This window comes from Sphingobium sp. UBA5915 (assembly GCF_002431195.1).
GTDB classification, from domain to species: Bacteria; Pseudomonadota; Alphaproteobacteria; order Sphingomonadales; family Sphingomonadaceae; genus Sphingobium; species Sphingobium soli.
Map to the genome: position 1 here is coordinate 154250 of NZ_DJDV01000075.1, position 21333 is coordinate 175582.

Sequence of the window (21333 nt, forward strand, 5' to 3'; positions counted from 1 at the left end):
GTCAGCCTTCCTCACCGATAGGCTGCGCGGTCGCGCTCGTGGCGGCCTCGATCGGCTTTTCCTCCACGCGTCCCTGCGGCAGGCGCAGGACAAACCGATCAGGGTCGCGCATGTCGAAGCGAACGATGCCGCGTCCAAGCAGTCGGTTGACCCCGTCCATTCGTGCGAAATTCACCAGCGCGGACGCCGATTGTGTGTCGCCTTCCGGCAGGGACAGCGTCTCACCCGATTGGAAACGCAAATCCCAGCGCCGGTTGCCGACCCAGGTCGCCCCAGCCAGCATGGGTTTGAGCGCAGGCGCATTTTCCATCAGCTTGTTGAGGCCCGCAGTCTGCCGGTTCGCATTGGGGCCAACCACAAGCGGCAGGTCCGGCATGGCGCTGGCCGATACCGATTGCAGCACCACGCCCGACACGTCGATCAGGTGCAGTTGTCCGTCATGCTGCCACACGGCGACCGGGTCCCGCTCAACGATATCGACGACCAGCGTGTCGGGCAGGCGACGGGAAATGCGCGCATCCTTGACCCAACCGAGTTTCAGCATTTGCTGGCGCACATGCGGAAGGTCAAGCGAGAGCATCGACCGGTCCACCTGTCCCAGCGCGATATTGTAGACCGGCAGTTCGTCCATGCGCTCGACACCGCGCACTTCGACCTTTTCAACTTCGAAACCGGCGCGCGCCGCGATATCCGCCGCTTGTTGGCGCGCCACTTCCGGGAGACCAAGGTAGATTGCGATGCCGATCAGGATCGCGCCAAAAATGCCTACAATCGTCCAGCTGGCCATGCGCTGGAGCGTCGCTTCACTGACCGGAAGATGCTCGATCAACTTGTCGATCCAGCTTTGCCGCTTGAGCGACCGTGCGCGGCTGGAGCGTCCGGCCCCATTGCCCTTGCTGCTCATGCGCGCGGCCCCGCCGCGCCTAATCCGTGCCTCAGCCATGCCCCTGCCCCGTTCCGTCTGACGCCCCGGCGCGGTTCAGCGCCTCCTCCACGATCGTTTCGACCAGCGTCGCATAGTCGATGCCCAGCTTCGCCGCCTGTTCAGGGACCAGACTGAGCGGCGTCATGCCCGGCTGCGTATTGACTTCCAGCAGATAGAGGCCGTTCAGCCCGCGCTCGTCATCCCAGCGAAAGTCCGCGCGCGAGGCCCCCTTGCAGCCTAGCAGCTGATGCGCGCGCAACGCGATCGCCTTGCAGGCTTCGCTGATGTCCGGCGGAATGTCGGCCGGGCAGACATGCTCTGTCATGCCATCGGTATATTTGGCGTCGAAGTCGTAAAAGCCGCTTTTGGGCCGTAGTTCGGTCACGAGCAGCGCTTCATCGCCCAGCACGGCGGTCGTCAGTTCGCGGCCGCGAATATAGGGTTCGGCCAGCAGTTCGGGGAAATCCTGCCACGGGCCGACGGCATCGCGGGCGATCGGATTACCGTAATTGCCCTCCGCCGTGACGATGGCCACGCCGACCGAACTGCCTTCATTGACGGGTTTGAGCACATAGGGGCGCGGCAGTGGATCAGCGGAAAAGAGGCTTTCACTGTTCACGATCCGGCCGTCGGGCATGGGAATGCCGTGCGGGACCAGCGCCTGCTTGGTCAGTTGCTTGTCGATCGCGATGACGGAGGTGGCAAGGCCGCTATGGGTATAGGTCAAGCCCATCAGGTCCATCATGCCCTGCACCGTGCCATCTTCGCCAGGGACGCCGTGCAGCGCGTTGAAGATGACGTCTGCCTTCGTTTCGGCAAGGCGCTGCGCCACGTTGCGGTCCATGTCGATGCGGGTGACTTTGTGGCCGCGCGACTCCAGCGCCTTGGCCACACCCTCCCCGCTTGACAGCGACACCGGCCGCTCCGCCGACCACCCGCCCATCAGGACGGCGACATGCCAGGGGCCGCGCGTCATTGCGCCATCCCCACGCGCTGAATTTCCCATTCCAGGTCTATCCCGCTCTTTTCTCGAACGCGGCGGCGAACCTCTTCGCCCAGCGCTTCGATGTCAGTGCTGGTTGCGCCACCGGTATTGAGCAGGAAATTGGTGTGTTTCTCGCTCACCTGCGCGCCGCCGATGGCCAAGCCGCGACAGCCCGCTTCGTCCACCAATTGCCAGGCCTTGTGACCATCCGGATTCTTGAAGGTGGAACCGCCGGTTTTGCTGCGTAGTGGCTGGCTTTCCTCCCGCGCGGCTGCAATGCGGTCCATTTCGGCCTGGATCGCGGCCGATGCACCGGGATGCCCCCGAAAAGTCGCGCTGACCACGATCGCGCCGTCGGTGAGATTGGAGTGGCGATAGCTGTAGGCAAGGTCGCGGTTGAGCAGCGTGACCTGCTCGCCCGATCGCAGCACCAGCTCACACTCCAACAGGATATCCGCTGTCTCGCGGCCGTAAGCGCCGCCGTTCATGCGAACAAAGCCACCAACGGTGCCGGGAATGGAGCGCAGAAATTCGAGCCCCGCGATGCCCGCATCGCGCGCTGTCGATGAGACGAGAATGCCGGACGCGCCAGCGCCGCAAACCAGCGTAGTTTCGTCCTGCCGTTCGACCTTTGCGAACGGCTTGCCGAGCCGAACGACCACCCCCGGCACGCCGCCGTCGCGCACGATGAGGTTGGAGCCAAGGCCAAGCGCCATGACCGGCATGTCGGGGTCAAGCTGCGCCAAAAAGTCGGACAGATCGTCCGCATCCTGCGGTTCGAACAGCCATTGCGCCGGACCGCCCGTCTTGAACCAGACAAGCGGAGCCAGCGACGCAGCGGGCTTGAGCACACCCCGAACGGCGGGAAGAGCATGCGTCCTTGTCAAGAGCGCAAGCCCCACAGGCTCATCCATTTTTGCATTGCGCTCATGCCGGACTCGTTCGCTTGAACAGCCGCCATGCCGTCTTCAACCTGGCGTTGGGCGGCCTCGACCATGTCGCGCGCTGCTTCGACGCCGCGCATCTGAACGTCGATCATGCGCTTCTGCATTTCCAGGCCTACGGCAAAAAGCTCGAACATCAGGCGGTCTCCTTGCTCTTGGCCGAAATGGCGGCAGCCAGGCCAGCGGCCCATTTGGTGATGTCGCCCGCCCCCAGGCAAACGATCATGTCATCGGGCTGAAGATCGGCGGCGATCTGGGCGGCGAGATCGGCGGCATCGGCGACGGTCGCGGCATGGCGGTGGCCGCGCCGCTTCAAGCCAGCGACCAGCGCGGCGCTATCCACGCCGTCTATCGGCTGTTCGCCCGCCGTGTAGACAGGGGCGGCATAGACGATATCGGCGTCATTGAACGCCTGCTGGAATTCATCCATCAGGTCGCGCAGGCGCGTGAAACGGTGCGGCTGGACTATGGCGACGACGCGTCCGAGCGCCCCTTCGCGCGCGGCGGCGAGCACGGCCCTGATCTCGACCGGATGGTGACCATAATCGTCGATGACGGTTGCGACGCCGCCCTCAAGTTGAACCTCACCCACCTTCGTGAAGCGGCGTTTCACGCCGCCGAATTTTTCAAATCCCGTACAGATGACATCATGGGTGATGCCCAGTTGCAAGGCAACGCCGATGGCGGCCAGGCTGTTCGACACATTATGCCGGCCCGGCATCGGCAGCAGGATATCGCTGATCTTCTCGACATGGCCGTCGCGATCGCGGATCAGCACGTCGAAGAGATTCCCGCCCGGCACCGGCCGGACATTTTCGCCCCTAATGTCGGCCTGCGCCGAAAAACCGTAGGTGACAATGCGGCGGTCCTGCACGCGCGGCAGGATCGCCTGCACTTCGGGATGATCGAGGCACAGCAGCGCCGCGCCATAGAAGGGCACATTGCCGACAAATTCGACAAAGGCGTCCTTCACCCTGTCGAAACTGCCATAATGGTCGAGATGTTCAGGATCGATATTGGTGACGACCGCGATGGTGCCGTCGAGCCGCAGGAAGCTGCCGTCGCTTTCGTCCGCTTCCACCACCATCCAGTCGCTGTTGCCCAGACGTGCGTTGGAGCCATAGCTGTTGATGATGCCGCCGTTGATGACGGTCGGATCGACCCCGCCCGCATCGAGGAGCGCTGCGATCATCGACGTGGTCGTGGTCTTGCCATGCGTACCGGCTACCGCGACTGTTGACTTCAACCGCATCAATTCGGCCAGCATCTCCGCGCGGCGGATCACAGGCACGCGGGTTTCCAGCGCCAGTTCCACTTCGGGATTGCCGCGCTTGATCGCGGTCGAGGTCACGACCACGGCGGCATCGCCCAGATTTTCGGCCTTGTGACCGATCATCACCTTGATGCCCTTGGCCCGCAGCCCTTCCACGACATAGCCTTCGGCCACGTCCGAGCCCTGCACGCTATAGCCCAGATTATGCATGACTTCGGCAATACCGGACATGCCGATGCCGCCGATGCCGATGAAATGGATCGTGCCGATGTCGGTGCCGACACCCTTCATGCGGGAACTCCCTGGAGATTAAGCGTTGTGGGCGTCGGACCGACCTTGACCGGATCATTCATGATCGGCGCACGGCCGATGCTTTCCAGCAGGTCTGCCATATCGCGAGCGGCATCCGGGCGACCGCAGTTCCAGGCACGCTTGGCCGCATTCTGGAGCGCGCCTGGCTCCATCGCCATCTTCTGCATCTGCTTGGCCAGTTCAACCGCGGTGAAGCGGCTTTGCGGGATCGTGCGCGCGCCACCGGACTGCGTCATTTCACGAGCATTGGCGGTCTGATGATCGTCCATCGCGCTGGGCAGCGGGACAAGGATGGCGGGGCGGCCAGCGCACGTCAGTTCCGCCAGCGTCGATGCGCCGGCTCGCGCGATCACCAGATGCGACCAGCCCAGCTTTTCGGGCACGTCGTTGAAATAGGTGGCAAGGTCAGCAGGGATTTCCATCTCCGCATAGGTTTTGCGCACGCGATCAATATCCTCGGCGCGGCATTGCTGCGTCACTTGCAGGCGACGGCGAAGCGCGACGGGCAGCATCGACAGGCCTTCCGGCACCACATTAGACAGAATGGATGCGCCCTGGCTGCCGCCGATGACGAGCAGGCGGAACACGCTTTCGTCGGTGAGCGCGGGGAATTCCTCCTCGCGCAACTGCTTCACTTCCTCACGCACGGGATTGCCGATCAGGTGCACCTTGCCGGCGTGGCGGGATTTCAGGCGCTCGACATCGGGATAGGCGGTGACGATTGCATCGACCCGGCCGGCGAGCAGGCGATTGACCCGGCCCAGCACGGCATTTTGTTCGTGAATGGCGGTCGGAATGCCGTCCGCCAAGGCTCCCAGCAGCGCCGGCATAGCGGGATAGCCGCCGAAGCCGACCACGGCGGTCGGGCGAAAGGTTTCGTTGAGGCGGCGAGCCATGGCGCGCCCGGCGAGGATCGCCTTGACCGCACCCGGCCAGCTTGCCGGGTTCCTGGTCATGCGGCCCGCCGGCATGACATGGACCTGCGCGCTTTCGAAAATACCGGGAATCTTGGCGCCACGCTCATCGGTGACGAGCGCGACATGATGGCCGCGCGCCATCAGTTCCTGCGCCACCGCATGGGCGGGAATCATATGACCCCCCGTCCCGCCGGCGGCGAGGACGAAGTGACGGGAAATGCTCATCGACCACTCCATTTGACCACCGTATGCCGGCCCATGAAGGGATTGCGCCGCGTGAAGGCGAGCAGCAGGCCGACCCCGGTGCAAAGCGCCAGCATAGAGGAGCCGCCATAGCTGATAAAGGGGAGCGTCATGCCCTTGGACGGAAATATCTGCGCATTGACGCCCATGTTGATGATCGCCTGAAGCCCGAACTGGGTTGTGAGGCCGGCGGCCGCCAAAATGGTGAAGACATCTTCTTCATCAAGGAGGCGCAACAGCACGCGCACGATGATCGCGAGGTAGACGCACGCAATGGCGATACAGGCGAGCAGGCCGAATTCTTCGCCGATTACGGAAAAAATATAGTCGGTATGGGCTTCGGGCAGGCGGAACTTGTTGAGGCCCCCGCCCGGCCCCACGCCGGTAAAGCCGCCATGGGTGATGGTGCGGAAGGCCAGATCGGTCTGGTCCGGGCCGGTATCCATTTGGACGCCGATGCCCAGGAAATCGTTGATACGTTGGCGGCCATTTTCATAGAACATATAGACGGCCACCAATCCCGCGAGGCCCGCGCCGCCCAGCATCGCGATCCAGCGCATCTCCAGGCCAGAAAGCAACAGCAGCGCGCCCCAGCAGGCCATGAAGATCACCGTCTGTCCAAAGTCGGGCTGGCGCATCAGCACCGCCGAAATCAGCAGGGTCAGGGCGCCGGTCAGCTGGATGACATGGAGGTTCTGCTCTTTCGTGCGCAGCGACAGCAGCCAGGCGAGCGTGACGACATAAGCGGGCTTCAGGAATTCCGAAGGCTGGAACCGGAAACCGGGCAGGTCTATCCAACGCCGCGCGCCGTTCACGGTGGAACCCAATATGGGCACGAACAGCAGCATCAAGAAGAAGAAAGCGCACAGGAAGATGGCCAGCCGCCGCGCCTGCAGCCGGGGCAGCATGGAGATGATCAGCATGATCGGCAGGCCGATCATCACCCACATCAGCTGGCGATAGAAATAGATGAGTGGATTGACGGCGATGTCTGCGGTCGATCGGTCGATCGCCGCCACAGGGGACGCGGCGGCGACCGCCACCAGCCCGATCGCCATCAGCGCGACGATCAGCGACAGGAGAACGCGGTCGATTTCCCAGAACCAGATGGCGAGCGCGGTGCGCTCGCGCGGAACCGTGCGGGTGCGGAAACCCTTCACCAGTTCACCGGCCTTCGACATCCCTGTTCCCCTCTTGCTCATCGCCCCTGGGTCTTTCCCTATTCCAGCGCCGCGACCGCTGCGGCAAAGGCATCGCCACGTGCCTCGAAATCGCGAAACTGGTCGAAACTGGCGCAGGCCGGCGACAACAGTACGACGTCGCCCGGCTGCGCGATGCGCGCCGCGCGGCGGACGGCGGCGCTTAGCATTTCGCTGTCGTCCACCGCCATATGCGGGCGCAGCAGATCGGCGAACATATGCCCCGCTTCGCCGATGGTGTAGGCGTGGGCGACATTGCCGAAATGCGGGGCGCATTCGTCGAGATTGTCGGACTTGGCGACCCCGCCCAATATCCAGTGGATGCGGGGCTTGCCGTCTCTGGCGGGCCAGGCGGCGAGCGCGGGCGCGGTGGAAGCCGCGTTGGTCGCCTTGCTGTCGTTGACGTAGAGGACGCCATTACGGGTGCCGACCGCCTGCATCCGGTGGGGGAGCGACGCGTAGCTGGCGAGGGCGTTAGCGATGGTCGCCTCGTCGATGCCGAGCGCCTGCCCGACCATGATGGCTGCGGCTGCGTTCTGGGCGTTATGCGGCCCCTGCAAAGAAGGCCATCGTTCCTGTTGTTCAGGCGTGATCGTCAGCCGATTGAACTGCTGAACATTTTCCCACCGGCCATGATCGTGATGAAGTTTGTAAACGACTTCATCAGCTTCGCGATCATCCTCGCCAATGACAGCGATATTGCTGAAGGATTGCATGAGGAAGAGACGCATCTTCGACGCCACATAGCCCTCGAACCCGTCATAACGGTCCAGATGATCGGGCGTGATGTTGAGCAGCACCGCGACGTCGCAATCGAGACTGTGAGTCAGGTCGATCTGATAGCTGGACAGTTCCAGCACATAGACGCCAGCGCCTTTGAGGTTCGGCTCAAGAGGCGGCTGGGAGAGAATCGGGAGGCCGATATTGCCGCCCATCACCGTGGGATAGCCCGCCTGTTCGATGATATGATGGATCAGCGCCGTGGTGGTGGACTTGCCATTGGTGCCGGTGATGCCGACGACCTTGTGCGGCGGGAGCGTCGGACGGGCGAGCGCGAACAGTTCGATGTCACCGATGATCGGTACGCCAGCCAGCTTCGCGCGCATGGCAATGGGGTGACGGTTCAGTGGCACGCCCGGCGACACGACGATACCGTCGAAGCCGGCAAGGTCGATCTCCATGGGATCGCCAAGCTCCGCCTTGCCAGCGACTTGGCTACGCGCTTCCTCCCGGCTGTCCCATGCGACGACCCGCGCGCCGCTTGCCACCAGCGTTTCGACCGTGGCGAGACCTGAACGGGCGAGGCCAAGGACCGCGTAGGTTTTCCCTGCAAAGGCGCTGGATACGATCATGCGCTTACCGCAGCTTCAGCGTGGCGAGGCCGGCGAGCGCCAGCACGAAGGCGATGATCCAGAAGCGGATCACCACGGTCGGCTCTGCCCAGCCCAGTTGCTCGAAATGATGGTGGATCGGCGCCATGCGGAAAATGCGCTTTCCGGTGCGCTTGTAGAAGAAGACCTGGATGATGACGCTAAGCGCTTCCACGACGAACAACCCGCCGATGATGCCGAGCACGATTTCATGATGTGCGGTGACAGCGATCACGCCGATCGTGCCGCCCAGCGCCAGGCTGCCGGTGTCGCCCATGAAGACGGCGGCCGGCGGCGCGTTGAACCAGAGGAAGGCGAGGCCCGCGCCGATGATCGCGCCGCACAATATGGTAAGGTTGCCCGCACCCGGAACATGGGGGATGCCCAGATATTCGGCAAAGTCCGCCCGGCCGACCAGATAGACGATCAACAGGAAGGCCAGGCAGGCGATGATGACCGGCATCGTCGCCAGGCCATCCAGGCCATCGGTCAGGTTCACCGCATTGCCGAACGCCACAATGACGAAGGCGGCAAAGCAGAAATAGAAAGGACCAAGCTCGATCGCAGGACCGTTGTAAAAGGGCACATAGAGCGCGGTATTGCCGTGCTGGTTGACGATCATCCAGGCCGCGACGCCCGCGATCAGAAATTCGAAGATCAGGCGCATCTTGCCCGACAGCCCCTTGTGGCTGGCCTTCGTCACCTTGTCATAATCGTCCAGAAAGCCGATCGCGCCAAAACCCAGCGTCACGAACAGGCAGGCCCAGACATAGATGGACGACAGATCCATCCACAGCAGCACAGACGCCACCATGGAGGTCAGGATCATGAGGCCGCCCATGGTCGGCGTCCCCCGCTTGGCGAGGTGCGTCTGCGGCCCGTCGTCGCGGATCGGCTGCCCCTTGCCCTGGCGGACGCGCAGCCAGCCGATGAATTTGGGGCCGATCACCAGTCCGATGACAAGCGCGGTCGCAATCGCCGCGCCCGCACGGAAGGAGAGATAGCGGATGAGGTTGAACACGCCCGCGAAATCTAGGGTCTGGGCCAGCCAGTACAGCATCAGTTCGTTTCTCCGTCGCGGGCGGCCTGACCCAGGGCGGCGACCAGGCGCGACAGCCCGATGCCATTAGACCCTTTGACCAATATCGCGTCGCCCGCGCGCATTTCTTTTTCGATGAGGGGGATGGCGCTCGTGGCGTCGGGCACATGCGCATAGGCCATTGTGCCTTCGAGTGCGTCGGCCAGCGGCGCCATTTCAGCGCCAACCAGCACCGCGAAATCGATTGCGCCATCGGCCAGAGGCTTGGCCAGCCCGGCATGAAGATCAGCGCTCGCGCTGCCCAGTTCGCGCATGCCACCCAGCACCGCGATCCGGCGGTCGGCATGTTCGCGGCCAAGCTGCTTCAACGTCGCGGCCATGGAAAGCGGATTGGCGTTATAGCTTTCGTCGATCAGCAAGGCTTCGCCACCCGCGACCGGCAGGATGCGACGTTCCCCCCGGCCCGGCAGACCCGGCATTTCGGCAAGCGCGAGGCCGGCCGCCGCCAGATCGCCGCCGACCGCCTCGACCGCCGCCAGCACAGCAAGCGCATTAGACACCCAATGATCACCCGGCGCAGCGACAGTGAAGCAAAGCTCCGCGTCGGGCAGGCGCGCCGTCACCAGCGTGCCGCCATTGGGCGCAGGCACGGTCTCAAGGGCATGCACATCGGCCTGCGGGCTCATGCCAAAGGTCAGGATCCGCGCCGCGTGGCGCTCCGCCTTGTTATAGAGCGTCGCGACATGCGGGCTGTCATAGGGAATGATCGCGGCGCCGCCCGGCTCCAGCCCTTCGAAGATTTCTGCCTTGGCCTCCGCGATCTTCGCCTCGGTGCCGAAAAACTCGATATGCGCTGGCGCGATCGCCGTGACGATCGCGGCATGGGGGCGCACCTGGTGCGTCAGGGCGGACAATTCGCCTGCGTGGTTCATGCCCATTTCGAAAATGCCATAGGCGCTGTCGCGTGGCATGCGCGCCAGGCTGAGCGGCACGCCGACATGGTTGTTGTAGCTTTTGACCGACCGATGCGCCTGCCCCGGCGCGGCGCGATCCAGCGCCAGATACAGCGCCTCCTTCGTGCCGGTCTTGCCGACCGATCCGGTGACGCCGATGACCTTGCCGCCCATGCGCCGGCGCGACGCGATGCCCAGCGCCTGGAGCGCGGTCGCGCTGTCGGCCACGCGAATATGGGGATGATCGACGGCGTCGCTGACGATCGCGCCGGCCGCTCCCTGTGCGAACGCCTGATCGACGAAGCGATGGCCGTCGGTCGCCTCCCCCTTCATCGCGACGAACAGGTCGCCCTGCGTTACCTCGCGGCTGTCGAATGCGACACCAGAAACGGCGAACGGCGCCGACGCGGCGCCGCCTGTGGCTTCAGCAATTTCAGCAGAGGTCCAAAGGTCGTTCACCCCGCACACTCCCGCGCGACGGTGACGTCATCGAACGGCAGGACGCGGTCGCCGATAATCTGGCCCTGCTCGTGGCCCTTGCCGGCTAGCAGGACGATGTCGTCCGCGCCCGCCTGCGCGATGGCGGCGGCGATGGCGTCACGTCGGCCGCCAATTTCCTGCGCTTGCGGTGCGCCCGCTAGCACGGCGGCGCGAATGGCGCTGGGTTCTTCGGACCGGGGATTGTCGTCGGTCACGATCACATGATCGGACAGGTCCGCCGCGACCTTGCCCATTTGCGGCCGCTTGCCCGCATCGCGATCACCGCCCGCGCCGAACAGGGTGATGAGCCGGCCTTTTGTATGCGGACGCAGCGCTTCGATCGCGGCGCGCAGGCCATCGGGCGTGTGCGCATAGTCGACATAGACAGGGGCGCCCGTCTGGCTGATGACGGCGCGTTCCAGCCGGCCGCGCACGGGCTGCACCCGGCCAAGCAGTTCCATAACCCGGGCGGCATCGCCGCCCGTCGCGATGACGAGACCCGCGGCGGTCAGGGCATTGGCGGCCTGATAAGCGCCAATCAGCGGAAGATTCACCTTGTAGCGTGTTCCCTCCGCCTCGATCTCCAGTGTCTGGCCCAACTGGGTCGGAGTGCGGTTGGCAAGCTGCAAAGCCCGCCCCTGCACCCCGACGCTCAGCACACGAAGCCCCCGCTTCGTAGCCCGCGCGATCGCCTTTTCCGACCAGCTGTCGTCCGCCCAGATGACAGCACTACCGTCCGGCGCGACGACTTCGTCGAACAGCCGCATCTTGGCGTCGAAATAGCTGTCCATGTCGCCATGATAATCGAGATGGTCGCGCGACAGATTGGTGAAGGCGCCGGCCACAACCGGCAGGCCCTCGGTGCGATACTGGTCGAGACCATGGCTCGACGCCTCGAACGCGGCATGGGTAATGCCTTCGCGGCGTAGGCCTGCCATATTGGCGAGGAAGGTGACGATATCGGGCGTGGTGAGGCCGGTCGACACCTGATCGACCGAGGTGGTGACGCCCAACGTCCCGATCGAGGCTGCATTATGGCCGAGCATGCGCCAGATCTGGCGCGCAAGTTCGACCGTGCTGGTCTTTCCGTTGGTGCCGGTGACGGCGACCGTCACATCAGGGAACGGCGCAAAGAAACGCGCGGCAAGCTGCGCGAAAAGCTGGCGCGGATTGACGGCGGCGATGTGGATCGCTCCATCCACTTGGGCTTCAGGACGGGCAACGATAGCAATGGCACCAGCCCGCACCGCTTCGGGAATATAGTCTTCGCCGTTGACACGCAGACCCTGAAAGGCGCCGAAAACGGTGCCCGGCGCGACCTTGCGATTGTCGATGGCAAAACCCGTGACGGACGTGTCGAGGCCGCCAGCGGCGCTTACCGCTTTGGCGACCTCGGCATCCAGCTCCTCGATTAGCGACCCGAGGCGCATTATTCTCTCTCCTTCTCGCCGTGCAGCAGCGGCATCAGATCGGAAATATCGACGTCGCGCCGCTCGTCCGGCATGATTCCCAGCATTGGCCCCGTTCGCTCAATCACCCGCTTTACCACGGGCGCGGCGGTCCAGGCGGCGGTGCGCAGGCCGAACTGGCCCGTCGCCTCATCCATGATGGCGACGACGACATAACGGGGATTGTCCATCGGGAAAGCAGAAGCGAAAGTCGTCACCAGCGAAGTCTTGTTATAGCGGCCTTCCTGGGGCTTTTCGGCCGAACCCGTCTTGCCGCCCACCCGGAATCCCTTGGCGTCGGCGCTTCGCCCCGTACCTGCTGACACGATCATCCGCAACAGTTGCCGCATCCGGGCGCTGGTTGCGGCGGAAAAGACGCGGCGGCCCTGCGGCACGTCCTGCGGGCGCAGCTTGCGCACGGTGGCGGGGCGCCACATGCCGCCATTGACCAGCGCTGCATAGGCGGTGGCGAGATGGAGCGGCGTCACGGCGATACCGTGGCCGTAGGACACCGTCATGCTCGTGATGCGGCCCCAGCTGGAAGGCCAGAGCCCACCTGCGCGTTCGTTGAATTCGATCGGCGCGCGCTGATCGAAGTCGAGGCTGCGGAACAGTTTCTGAAGTGGCTCCGCACCCATCTCATCCGCGATCCGCGCGGTGCCGATGTTCGAGCTGTGCACCAGGATTTCAGGTACGTTGATCCAGCGGCCAAGGGAATGGTCATCCTTGATCCGGAACCCGGCAACGGCGAGCGGCGCGGTCGCGTCATAGCGCTTGCTCATCGACGTAACGACGCCTGCGTCCATAGCGGCGGCGATGGAGAGCGGCTTGAATGCAGAACCCAGTTCGTAGCGCGCCTGCACCATATGGTTGCAGAGCGGCGATTCCGAGCAGCGCTTGCCGGCATAATTCTGAAGCTTGTTGGGATCGAAGACCGGGATCGACGCCATCGCGATGACTTCGCCGGTATTGACGTCCAGGATGATTCCCCCCGCTCCCTTGGCGCGGGTCTGCACCAATTGGGTGTAAAGCTCGCTTTCAAGCGCGCCCTGAACCCGGCTGTCGATGGAAAGGGCAAAGGGCTTGCCCCGCAGCGCAGGGTCGATCAACCGGTCGTTGAAGGCAGCCTCCGCACCCATGCCGCCCACACCTTTGCTGTTGGGGGCAAAACCCAGGACGTGGGCAGCCAGCGTGCGCTGCGGATAAAGACGTTCCTTCTCGCGCGGAAATTCGATCCCGATCTCGCCCAGCGCGTTGACCGCCGCCACCTGCTCGGGAAGAGCACGGCGACGCAGATAGGCCCAGCCCTTGCCGGTCAGCTTCTTGTAAAAGGTCGCCTCGGCTTCGTCGGGAAAGATTTCGTGTAATTTGCGGGCGAGTTCGGCGGGTTCGCCGATCAGCTTCGATGGGCGAACCGATACGGAATAGGCGTCCATAGTGCGCGCCAGCGGCACGCCATTGCGATCGACGATATCGGCGCGCGCGGGAACGAAGGGTCCCAGCGGATCATCGCCGCCCGTCCCATGCGCAAAAACGCCGACCCAAAAGAGCCGGCCGATCAGAATCGCTGTGATGGCAAGAAACAGGATGAGCAGGAGCATCAACCGGTTGTGCGCCATGGCGGTGAGGTTGACCCTCTGCCGCCCGGCGCGCGGGCCACCGGGCTGGACGATGATCGTGGCCATCAGCGCGCGCCCTTGCGTTTTTCGCGGTCAGCCCGCGCGGTCAGATCGCCCAATGTGCTGTCGTCCAGCAACTTCGCGTCCAGCATCGCCATCCGCTCCGCCTTGCGCGCGATCGGATTGGGCTTTGACACATCAGCGTCCGCCCTGGCCTGAACGACTGGTGGCTTGGGCGCAGGCTTGGGCAGCTTGTCGACATTATCGGCGGCGTGGGCTTCGCGAATGATCGCAATGTCGCTGCGAATCTGGGTCGCCGCCGGACTTTCCGGCGCCTTTTGCGGCGCGGAGGGAAGATCGGCGGGCGTTTCGACCATCGCCACCATCACGGGCGGGGCGACATAGTCCGGCCCGTTGGGCTGCACGCCGTCCAGCTGCGCCAGCGCCCGCTCGCCCTCCAGATATTGCTGCGCGGTCGGCGTCGCGTAGAGGAAGTCATGCTGGTTCCAGCTTTCCAGCTGACGCATGGAGGCGCGCGCGCTGAATTCCGTTTCCAGATAGCGAATATCGGCCTTCGTCGCGGCGATCTGCGATCGCACGCGCATCAACTCGTTCCGCTCGGTCGCGACCTTGAGAGAAACCATATAGGCGCCCAGCGCGCCCAGCGCGACGAGGATCACCCAGATCAAGCTCTGCAATCTCTTGACGGCGATCATGCGCGGCTACTCCGGGGCAACGAGGGGGCAAGCGAAAGCCGCGATGGTGCTGCGGTGCGAACCGCGCTGCGCAGGGTGGCAGAGCGGGCGCGCGGGTTGCGCGCCAGTTCTGCGTCGCCGGCGCGCACTGCCTTGGCGGGCCTGGCGAAGGTAGGCTGCGGCCCGGCCGTGCGTTCAGGCAGATGCCGCGAGCCCCCGCCCTCACCGCCGCTGCGATTGCGCAGGAACTGCTTGACGATGCGGTCCTCAAGACTGTGGAAGGTCACGATGGCAAGGCGCCCGCCCTCTTCCAGCAGCGCTTCGGCCGCCTCGAGCCCGCGCTCCAACTCTTCAAGTTCGCGATTCACATGGATGCGGATCGCCTGGAACGTGCGGGTGGCCGGGTCCTTTTTGTCATGCGGCTTGTATCCCAGCGCCTTGCGAACGACCGCCGCCAGTTGCGCGGTGCGCTCCAGCGGACGTGCATCCACGATAGCGCGTGCAACGCGCCGCGACCGAGGTTCTTCGCCATAACGATAGATGACGTCCGCGATATCCTCCTCCGGGGCGGAGTTGAGGAAATCGGCAGCGCTCATGCCGCCCTGGCTCATCGTCATGTCCAGCGGGCCATCGGACTGAAACGAAAAACCGCGCTCGGGCCGATCGAGCTGCATGGAGGATACGCCAATGTCGAGTGTGACGCCCGCCACTCGATCGACATCGCGCTCCGCGAGGAGTTGCGCCATCCGTGAAAACTCGCCGGGGATAAGCGAGATGCCGTTCGCTTCGGCCACGGCCTCTCCTTCGCGGATCGCGTCGGGATCGCGATCGAAGGCGAAGACGCGCGCGCCGGCCTGGGCCATGGCGCTGCTATAGCCACCCGCGCCGAATGTGCCGTCGACATGAGTTTCACCCGGCGCAATCGCCAAGGCGTCCAACACCTCGTCGAGCAGCACGGGGATATGAGGCGCGGCGCTCACTTGCCGCCTCCGGCTGCGCGCTGGTCCAGCCAGCGACGGACCTTGTTGCGGATCAGCGCCGGACGATCGGGGCTTTCGACAAGGGCTTCAGGCTTCCAGATCTGGAAATAGCGACCCACGCCGTAGAAAAACACCGCGTCCGTGATGCCGGCCTCTTCCTTGATATCGGGGTGCAGGAAGAATCGGCCGCCATCGTCGAAATTCACGTCCTCGATCGTGCCGAGTCGGTTTTCGCGCTCCAAATCGGCATTGAAATCGCGGCCAGCCTCATAGGCCTGACGCTCCAGCTTCTCGACCTCATCGAACAGGAACTGCTTGTGGGACAGGCCAAAGCCGGTTGCACAGCCATTGTCGAAATGAACGGACAGGCACAGACGATTCTGGCCGCCGCTGGCCTGGGCCACCAGCTTGCGCATCTCCAGGGGCAGCACGAAACGGCCTTTGCCGTCCGCAACGCTGAACGCGTTGCCCGAATAGAGAATGACGTCCGACACCCTGAAAATGGCCCCTTTTCACCGGGACGCAGGCCGCCCTTTGCCGGAATCGCGAACCGACAATCCGACACATAGGACTGCACAAAGCCTGACGAACCCCAATGCTGGTTTTCCTACCAAGCATAGAGCCGACTGAAAAGGGAAAAGTCGGGAGGTGATGGGAAAAGCTGGTCAAAAGTGGGTCAGACTGATTTTCCTCGCGTTCCTTTGCTGGTTTTCACCTTTTGTTCTTCATCTCTATCCGTAAATCGAGCCCAGAGCAATGCGCCACCCAACATCGCCCAGCCCGTCCCAACCAGAATCGCCCATCGCAGCGCGAGCATCACATCTGCAGGCGTGCGCATCCATGACCGCGGCGCCGGAGCGGCAGCGCCGAGCCAAAGGAGCAAGGCTGCTGGCGTATCGGCGATCCATGACCGCGGATTGAGCGGTTGCGCCGGGTCGGCAAGCCAGAGCCGATCGTCGATCAGGTCGGCATCTCCTATCAATAACAAGGTCCCGCGCCCAATCGTCCGCGCCGTCATCGTCCGGCCATGCGGCAGCCATGCGCCCGAGAGCGTAAGAAGCCGGTCATCGGCCAGGAATTGGCGAACTTCCCGCGATTCAAACCGGTCTGGCGCAACGCCCCAATGGGTCAGCAAGGGCTGAAGCAAGCTTGAAGTTGGTGCCCGGCGGCGATCCCCCAGCGCCAGGTCGGACGGCCAGCGAAGCAGGGGATCGGCAAGAACCAGAGCCGTGCCGCCGGCCCGCACCCATGTATCGATGGCGACAAGCTGCTCAGGCGCAAGCGCGCGCGGCTGCGCGATCAAAAGACGCCGTGCGCCCGTCCCGGGCAAGTCGCGCGGGTCATCGAGCGGCAGAACCGTAAAGCGCGTACGAAGGACGGTGATGATGGGCGCATCGCGCAGGCCTGTCCCAGCCGGACCCATTTCGTCCCAGAACAGCGGCAACCCTGTAAGCACGGCAAGCTTTGGACGGGTATCGGCAGCGGCCAGGGATGGTGGGGGACCGAAATAGAGAATCGCCCCCGCAGCAACGATCATCCCCATGGCCGCCATGCGCCCTCGCAATATGGGCGGGTGGCGCAACCAGGCGGCAGCGACGAGGGTCAATAGCGCCGTGACCGTCAGACCCAAGGTCGGAAACAGCCGCAGCTGTCCTGAGGCCACCGCACAAAAGATGAGCACAGGCGCGACGACGCCAAGCGCGATCCAGATCAGCATTACGATAGTGCGATTCGCCAGCAGAAAGCCGATCAGCGCCATCAATCCGGCGACAGCAATGCTCCAGTCCCACGGATCGGCTTGCCCGGTCTGCCACGCGCGCCACAATCCTGCCAACAGGACGGCCATAGCAGGCAGCCATAGCCCAAGAAACGCCTTCGCCCTCGCCATGGCACGGCCTGCGCTGCCGCCGGGCATGGGATCAGTTGGGCTGACCGTCGGAGTCCGAATTGAGCGGCTGCGCAGGATCCTGATCCATTGGCTTTTTCAGATTGGGATCGGGCTGGAGGTCCGGAACGATCGGAGCCTGCTCCGCAGCAGGCTGGACCCCCAGTTCGGCAAGCGGCTCCTTGGGCGCGACAGCGTTGGTTTCCAGCGTTGGCACGGTGGGCGGCGCCAGGGCAGCATCGTCGACCCGCGCCTTTTCGATGACGATGTTGGCCAGTCCGACAAGCAGCACGACACCTGCCAGGCCGGTCAGTCCGATCTGGACACGCTGCAACCCTTCCTGGCGGCGGGGCGTATCGGCCATGTTCGCGCTCTTGTTCCCGTCATCGCCGCGACCCGTGTCGGCGATCATGCAGTGTGCGCGAGCCAGGGGAAGACCGTCAAGCCCTTCGATTCCAGCCACTGGCGGTTATAAAGCGTCGACAGATAGCGGAAGCCGGTGTCGCACAATATGGTGACGACGCGCTTTCCCGGCCCCAATTCCCTTGCCAGGGCCACAGCGCCGGCCACGTTAATGCCGGATGACAAGCCCAGACACAGGCCTTCCTCGCTGAGCAAGCGTCGGACCCAATAGAGCCCGTCCTCATCCGAGATGCGAAATTGCGTGTCGATCGGCGCACCATCCAGATTGGCGGTGATGCGCCCTTGTCCGATGCCTTCGGCGACCGACGACCCTTCCGCCTTTAGCTCACCATGGGCATAATAATTATATAGTGCCGCACCATGGGGGTCGCTGAGCGCGATGGTGATAGTCTCATCCCGCGCCTTCAACCCGAGGCCAACGCCAGCAATCGTGCCGCCGGTCCCCGCCGCGCAAGTGAAGCCGTCGACCCGGCCGTCCATCTGCGCCCAGATTTCTTCGGCCGTTCCAACGATATGCGCCTTGCGATTGGCGATATTATCGAACTGGTTTGCCCATATCGCATTGTTGGTCTCTTCCGCGATCCGGCGCGAGGTGTGGACGAAATGGCCAGGGTTCGAATAGGGCGCGGCCGGCACCGTCACCAGGTCCGCGCCCAATGCGCGCAGCGTGTCCATCTTCTCCCGGCTCTGCGTTTCAGGCATGACGATGATCGTTTTGTAGCCTTTCGCATTCGCCACGAGCGCAAGGCCGATGCCGGTGTTGCCCGCCGTCCCCTCGACGATCGTGCCGCCGGGTTTCAGCAGCCCTTTTTCCTCGGCATCATTGACGATGAACAGCGCCGCCCGGTCCTTGACCGAGGCGCCCGGATTGGCAAATTCGCATTTGGCGAAAATATCGCAGCCCGTTTCTTCAGAAGGGCCGGCAAGGCGCACGAGCGGCGTGTTGCCGATCAGCGCGAGACTGTTGGGGGAAAGCAGCATGGCGCCACGCATAGCGGAGCCTGCGCGACTTTGCCAAGCAAGCGAATGATGCGCGCGACAAAGGTCGGGTTTTGCCGCGCTGTTAACGTCTCCATCGCGCCCCGTCTCATTCCGGCACGCGCCAAAATGGTGGAAGCCAAGCGCGGCGATTTCGCGTATGGGCGCGTCGTCGCGGCATCAGACGCGCGTTGAGGAATGAACAACATGCGGGCAGTGGGCAGAAAAGCGAAGGGCGGCATGGCCCTACTGGCGGCGCTATGCGCGCTGGTTGCTCCGCACCTGATCACGGCCGCTCCGCTCGACCTATTGGAGGGCAGCGCTGCGCCCGTCGATCCGGCCGAACAGCCTAGCGACAATTTCCCCGGCTCCGCCTTTTTCTACGCCGAGGGCGCGTTCGATCCGGTACCCGGGGTCGAGATCGTGCAAAGCAAGCACGTGCTGGGCCTCGATGCGGTCAAGGCGGCCCCGGCCGCCGTCTTTCGCGGTCTTACGGCTGTGGACGGATATCGGGCAGCCAATTGCCTCACCAACGCGATTTATTATGAGGCGGGCAACGAACCCGAGGAAGGCCAGCGTGCCGTAGCGCAGGTGGTATTGAACCGCGTGCGCAGCCGTTTGTGGCCCGACAGCGTGTGCGGCGTCGTCTATCAAGGGTCCGAGCGCGTCGACGCCAAGTGCCAGTTCACCTTCAGTTGCGATGGGTCCATGATGCGGGCGCCGGTCGCGATTGCCTGGGCCCGCGCGCGCCGCATCGCGCAGGAGGCGCTCGCCGGCGCGGTTTACGCGCCTGTGGGCCTTGCCACCCATTATCATACGCTGGCGGTGCGACCGGATTGGTCGGCATCCTTGCAGGCGGTCGCGGTCGTGGGCGCGCATATTTTCTATCGCAATCCCGGATTCAACGGCACGGTCGCAGCCTTCAATGTCCCTTATACCGGTCGCGAACTGATATCTGGCCCGGCGCGCACGAGTTGGCCTGCAAAGCCGGTCACGGATGCCGAGATGCAGGGGATATCTGTGCCCCTGGCAACAGGCGCCGTCGCGCCTACCGACACGCCGTCCTGGCCGCCGCACGCGGCGCAGAGCGCCACGTCAGCCAACGATGGGTTGCCGCAATCGACCGTCAGGCCTGAATATCGCAACAGCGGCCGCCCGCTTATCTGATCTTTTTTAAGGTTAAGGCTCAAGCCACCATTCAGCCGCTTGAATTGTCGCGGAAATAAAATTTGCCTGCCGCGATAATGCGCGGGAACCGAATGGCATTTTTGATGGTTCTGTATTCCGGATAGCAAATCTTTTGCCCCCCGCTCTTGCTATCCACAAAATATGAGCCCGGAACGTTTCTCCCCCCGACGCGTTCCGGGCTCTACTTTTCTGAGCCGTCGTTCCGCCTGAAATCTTTATTGTTTGGCCCCCGGAACGGATTTTCGGACTGCGGGTTTTTCCCATCGTCGCCGCCCTGAACGATCAGGCGGCAACCGTTTTTTGAGGAGATTTTTCGATGGCGAAGAAAATCATTACCGCCTTGCTGCTCACCGGTTCGCTGATAGTCGCTGCGTGCAACACCGTCGAAGGCGCAGGCCGCGACGTGCAGAGCGCCGGTAAGGCCGTGGAAGATGCCGCTGATTAAAGTCTTCGCAACCTGATTGCCCCCTCCCTAGCATGGGCTCGCCGGGCAGACGGCGGGCCCCCTTTTTTTCGGGGCATGCGCAAACACAAAAAACCCGGCGCTCCCTTGGGAATGCCGGGTTTTTTTAGTTGTGAGCGATGGGTCAGCCCCGTCCCTCGGGCGGCAAAGTGATCTTCACATTCTCACCATTCTGCCCGGGAAAATTGGTGAACATCGCATCGATCAGATTGGGCACAAGATAGGTCAGCTTATTCGAAAGCGACTGTGCACTAGCTGTTCCTTCGAACAGGCGGCGATTATCGGCCGCGCGATCAATCTTGAGCTTCAGATCGCTGGTATAGACTGTGTAACTCGACACGTCGGTATAGCCGCGCGGTCCGAACAGCCATGGGTCATAGAAGCCATAGCCCCAAGGACGGCCCCAGCGGCCACGCCAGCCCCATCCACCGTAAAAGGGATCGCCAAAGCCCGTCGATCGCACCTTTTCCCGACCATTGTCGACATCATAAGCGACGCGGACGATGAGATCGGCGCTCGCGGGATCATTAGCGCGCACATAGCCGGTTTGCGCCATTCGCTGCCCGACCAGGTCGGCATAATGTGCAAATTCCAGGCCACCGGCGAGTCCGGGATCATCAGCGACAATCGTGAAACTCTGCCCAGCAGGCGCGGGCAATTGCTGGAAACGGGCGACATCGGCCTTGAACGATGTGGCGCAGCCCGACAGCGCCACCAGCGCCAGCGCGGGCGCCGCGAACAGACCGAACTTCTTGATACGGGTCATTTTTCTGCGTCCTGTGACAGGCACGAAGCCTAGGTTCATTCTTGCGCCCTGCATTAGCAAAAGGCAACTGAACATCGTTTGAACGCTTGAAGAGACCGAATGGGCGCAAACCATGTTCTCATCGCTTTGGACGGCAAGGGAGGCGTAAACCCGTCATCGCACTGGCAAATATCTGGAGCTTACGGCAAGGATGACCGATGATCCGTTTCTTCTGCATGTTCGCTTCGCTTGCCATTCCGGTGGCAGCC

General features: G+C 63.5%; 21 protein-coding genes. 2 read left to right on the forward strand and 19 right to left on the reverse strand.

Annotated elements, in window-relative coordinates:
* Window position 1: 1 nt before the first annotated feature.
* The 18 genes from B2V90_RS12890 to B2V90_RS12975 all read right to left on the reverse strand — a co-directional run bounded on the left by B2V90_RS12890 (window position 2) and on the right by B2V90_RS12975 (window position 18671).
* Window positions 2-943 (reverse strand): cell division protein FtsQ/DivIB, encoded by a 942-nt coding sequence (locus B2V90_RS12890; RefSeq protein ID WP_323132786.1) that lies wholly within the window; start codon window positions 941-943, stop codon window positions 2-4.
* Window positions 936-1901: a D-alanine--D-alanine ligase gene (locus B2V90_RS12895; RefSeq protein WP_228220680.1), complete on the reverse strand. Its 966-nt coding sequence runs from the start codon at window positions 1899-1901 to the stop codon at window positions 936-938. Before B2V90_RS12895 ends, B2V90_RS12890 begins: the two co-directional genes overlap by 8 nt.
* Window positions 1898-2824 carry a UDP-N-acetylmuramate dehydrogenase gene (gene murB, locus B2V90_RS12900; RefSeq protein WP_228220679.1) on the reverse strand — a complete coding sequence of 309 codons (927 nt, stop codon included), beginning with the start codon at window positions 2822-2824 and terminating at the stop codon, window positions 1898-1900. The genes B2V90_RS12895 and murB overlap by 4 nt, the downstream gene beginning before the upstream one ends.
* On the reverse strand, window positions 2794-2991 hold the full coding sequence (locus B2V90_RS12905) for a hypothetical protein (protein WP_228220678.1): 198 nt from the start codon (window positions 2989-2991) through the stop codon (window positions 2794-2796). Before B2V90_RS12905 ends, murB begins: the two co-directional genes overlap by 31 nt.
* Window positions 2991-4418: a UDP-N-acetylmuramate--L-alanine ligase gene (gene murC, locus B2V90_RS12910; RefSeq protein ID WP_228220677.1), complete on the reverse strand. Its 1428-nt coding sequence runs from the start codon at window positions 4416-4418 to the stop codon at window positions 2991-2993. Before murC ends, B2V90_RS12905 begins: the two co-directional genes overlap by 1 nt.
* A complete protein-coding gene (gene murG / locus B2V90_RS12915) occupies window positions 4415-5581 on the reverse strand; it encodes an undecaprenyldiphospho-muramoylpentapeptide beta-N-acetylglucosaminyltransferase (protein WP_228220676.1) in 1167 nt (388 codons plus the stop codon). The genes murC and murG overlap by 4 nt, the downstream gene beginning before the upstream one ends.
* Window positions 5578-6780, reverse strand: coding sequence for an FtsW/RodA/SpoVE family cell cycle protein (locus tag B2V90_RS12920; protein WP_228220675.1), 1203 nt, complete (start codon window positions 6778-6780; stop codon window positions 5578-5580). Before B2V90_RS12920 ends, murG begins: the two co-directional genes overlap by 4 nt.
* A gap of 38 nt (window positions 6781-6818) precedes the next feature.
* Complete coding sequence (murD, locus tag B2V90_RS12925; protein WP_228220674.1) at window positions 6819-8150, reverse strand: UDP-N-acetylmuramoyl-L-alanine--D-glutamate ligase; 1332 nt, start codon at window positions 8148-8150, stop codon at window positions 6819-6821.
* A gap of 4 nt (window positions 8151-8154) precedes the next feature.
* Window positions 8155-9228 (reverse strand): phospho-N-acetylmuramoyl-pentapeptide-transferase, encoded by a 1074-nt coding sequence (mraY, locus tag B2V90_RS12930; RefSeq protein WP_009822522.1) that lies wholly within the window; start codon window positions 9226-9228, stop codon window positions 8155-8157.
* Entirely contained in the window at window positions 9228-10619 is a 1392-nt protein-coding gene (locus tag B2V90_RS12935; RefSeq protein WP_228220673.1) for a UDP-N-acetylmuramoyl-tripeptide--D-alanyl-D-alanine ligase, read from the reverse strand. Before B2V90_RS12935 ends, mraY begins: the two co-directional genes overlap by 1 nt.
* The gene (locus tag B2V90_RS12940) at window positions 10616-12070 is read right to left on the reverse strand and encodes a UDP-N-acetylmuramoyl-L-alanyl-D-glutamate--2,6-diaminopimelate ligase (RefSeq protein WP_228220672.1); all 1455 of its coding nucleotides are present in this window, start codon (window positions 12068-12070) and stop codon (window positions 10616-10618) included. The genes B2V90_RS12935 and B2V90_RS12940 overlap by 4 nt, the downstream gene beginning before the upstream one ends.
* Window positions 12070-13773, reverse strand: a complete 1704-nt coding sequence (locus B2V90_RS12945) for a peptidoglycan D,D-transpeptidase FtsI family protein (protein ID WP_228220671.1) — start codon at window positions 13771-13773, stop codon at window positions 12070-12072. The genes B2V90_RS12940 and B2V90_RS12945 overlap by 1 nt, the downstream gene beginning before the upstream one ends.
* Entirely contained in the window at window positions 13773-14423 is a 651-nt protein-coding gene (locus B2V90_RS12950; protein WP_228220670.1) for a colicin transporter, read from the reverse strand. The genes B2V90_RS12945 and B2V90_RS12950 overlap by 1 nt, the downstream gene beginning before the upstream one ends.
* Entirely contained in the window at window positions 14420-15382 is a 963-nt protein-coding gene (gene rsmH / locus B2V90_RS12955; RefSeq protein WP_228220669.1) for a 16S rRNA (cytosine(1402)-N(4))-methyltransferase RsmH, read from the reverse strand. The genes B2V90_RS12950 and rsmH overlap by 4 nt, the downstream gene beginning before the upstream one ends.
* Window positions 15379-15876: a division/cell wall cluster transcriptional repressor MraZ gene (locus B2V90_RS12960; RefSeq protein ID WP_009822528.1), complete on the reverse strand. Its 498-nt coding sequence runs from the start codon at window positions 15874-15876 to the stop codon at window positions 15379-15381. Before B2V90_RS12960 ends, rsmH begins: the two co-directional genes overlap by 4 nt.
* A gap of 182 nt (window positions 15877-16058) precedes the next feature.
* On the reverse strand, window positions 16059-17228 hold the full coding sequence (locus B2V90_RS12965; RefSeq protein WP_228220668.1) for a GldG family protein: 1170 nt from the start codon (window positions 17226-17228) through the stop codon (window positions 16059-16061).
* A 73-nt stretch (window positions 17229-17301) separates the two neighbouring features.
* Window positions 17302-17631: a hypothetical protein gene (locus tag B2V90_RS12970; protein WP_050763043.1), complete on the reverse strand. Its 330-nt coding sequence runs from the start codon at window positions 17629-17631 to the stop codon at window positions 17302-17304.
* A 44-nt stretch (window positions 17632-17675) separates the two neighbouring features.
* Window positions 17676-18671 carry a cysteine synthase A gene (locus B2V90_RS12975; protein ID WP_037543461.1) on the reverse strand — a complete coding sequence of 332 codons (996 nt, stop codon included), beginning with the start codon at window positions 18669-18671 and terminating at the stop codon, window positions 17676-17678.
* A 195-nt stretch (window positions 18672-18866) separates the two neighbouring features.
* On the opposite strand from B2V90_RS12975, the gene B2V90_RS12980 reads away from it, so the two are divergent.
* Both B2V90_RS12980 and B2V90_RS12985 read left to right on the forward strand, forming a co-directional pair.
* The gene (locus B2V90_RS12980) at window positions 18867-19835 is read left to right on the forward strand and encodes a cell wall hydrolase (RefSeq protein ID WP_228220667.1); all 969 of its coding nucleotides are present in this window, start codon (window positions 18867-18869) and stop codon (window positions 19833-19835) included.
* A gap of 337 nt (window positions 19836-20172) precedes the next feature.
* Window positions 20173-20301: an entericidin A/B family lipoprotein gene (locus B2V90_RS12985; protein WP_228220666.1), complete on the forward strand. Its 129-nt coding sequence runs from the start codon at window positions 20173-20175 to the stop codon at window positions 20299-20301.
* A 142-nt stretch (window positions 20302-20443) separates the two neighbouring features.
* On the opposite strand, the gene B2V90_RS12990 is transcribed toward B2V90_RS12985, so the two are convergent.
* Window positions 20444-21085, reverse strand: coding sequence for a DUF4136 domain-containing protein (locus B2V90_RS12990; protein WP_228220665.1), 642 nt, complete (start codon window positions 21083-21085; stop codon window positions 20444-20446).
* Between the last annotated feature and the right edge of the window lie 248 nt (window positions 21086-21333).

Coding starts and splice junctions, on each gene's coding strand:
- B2V90_RS12890 (WP_323132786.1), bottom strand. CDS start 943: ATGGCTGAGGCACGGATTAGGCGCGGCGGGGCCGCGCGCATGAGCAGC.
- B2V90_RS12895 (WP_228220680.1), bottom strand. CDS start 1,901: ATGACGCGCGGCCCCTGGCATGTCGCCGTCCTGATGGGCGGGTGGTCG.
- murB (WP_228220679.1), bottom strand. CDS start 2,824: ATGGATGAGCCTGTGGGGCTTGCGCTCTTGACAAGGACGCATGCTCTT.
- B2V90_RS12905 (WP_228220678.1), bottom strand. CDS start 2,991: ATGTTCGAGCTTTTTGCCGTAGGCCTGGAAATGCAGAAGCGCATGATC.
- murC (WP_228220677.1), bottom strand. CDS start 4,418: ATGAAGGGTGTCGGCACCGACATCGGCACGATCCATTTCATCGGCATC.
- murG (WP_228220676.1), bottom strand. CDS start 5,581: ATGAGCATTTCCCGTCACTTCGTCCTCGCCGCCGGCGGGACGGGGGGT.
- B2V90_RS12920 (WP_228220675.1), bottom strand. CDS start 6,780: ATGTCGAAGGCCGGTGAACTGGTGAAGGGTTTCCGCACCCGCACGGTT.
- murD (WP_228220674.1), bottom strand. CDS start 8,150: ATGATCGTATCCAGCGCCTTTGCAGGGAAAACCTACGCGGTCCTTGGC.
- mraY (WP_009822522.1), bottom strand. CDS start 9,228: ATGCTGTACTGGCTGGCCCAGACCCTAGATTTCGCGGGCGTGTTCAAC.
- B2V90_RS12940 (WP_228220672.1), bottom strand. CDS start 12,070: ATGCGCCTCGGGTCGCTAATCGAGGAGCTGGATGCCGAGGTCGCCAAA.
- B2V90_RS12945 (WP_228220671.1), bottom strand. CDS start 13,773: ATGGCCACGATCATCGTCCAGCCCGGTGGCCCGCGCGCCGGGCGGCAG.
- B2V90_RS12950 (WP_228220670.1), bottom strand. CDS start 14,423: ATGATCGCCGTCAAGAGATTGCAGAGCTTGATCTGGGTGATCCTCGTC.
- B2V90_RS12965 (WP_228220668.1), bottom strand. CDS start 17,228: ATGGCCGTCCTGTTGGCAGGATTGTGGCGCGCGTGGCAGACCGGGCAA.
- B2V90_RS12970 (WP_050763043.1), bottom strand. CDS start 17,631: ATGGCCGATACGCCCCGCCGCCAGGAAGGGTTGCAGCGTGTCCAGATC.
- B2V90_RS12975 (WP_037543461.1), bottom strand. CDS start 18,671: ATGCTGCTTTCCCCCAACAGTCTCGCGCTGATCGGCAACACGCCGCTC.
- B2V90_RS12980 (WP_228220667.1), top strand. CDS start 18,867: ATGAACAACATGCGGGCAGTGGGCAGAAAAGCGAAGGGCGGCATGGCC.
- B2V90_RS12985 (WP_228220666.1), top strand. CDS start 20,173: ATGGCGAAGAAAATCATTACCGCCTTGCTGCTCACCGGTTCGCTGATA.
- B2V90_RS12990 (WP_228220665.1), bottom strand. CDS start 21,085: ATGACCCGTATCAAGAAGTTCGGTCTGTTCGCGGCGCCCGCGCTGGCG.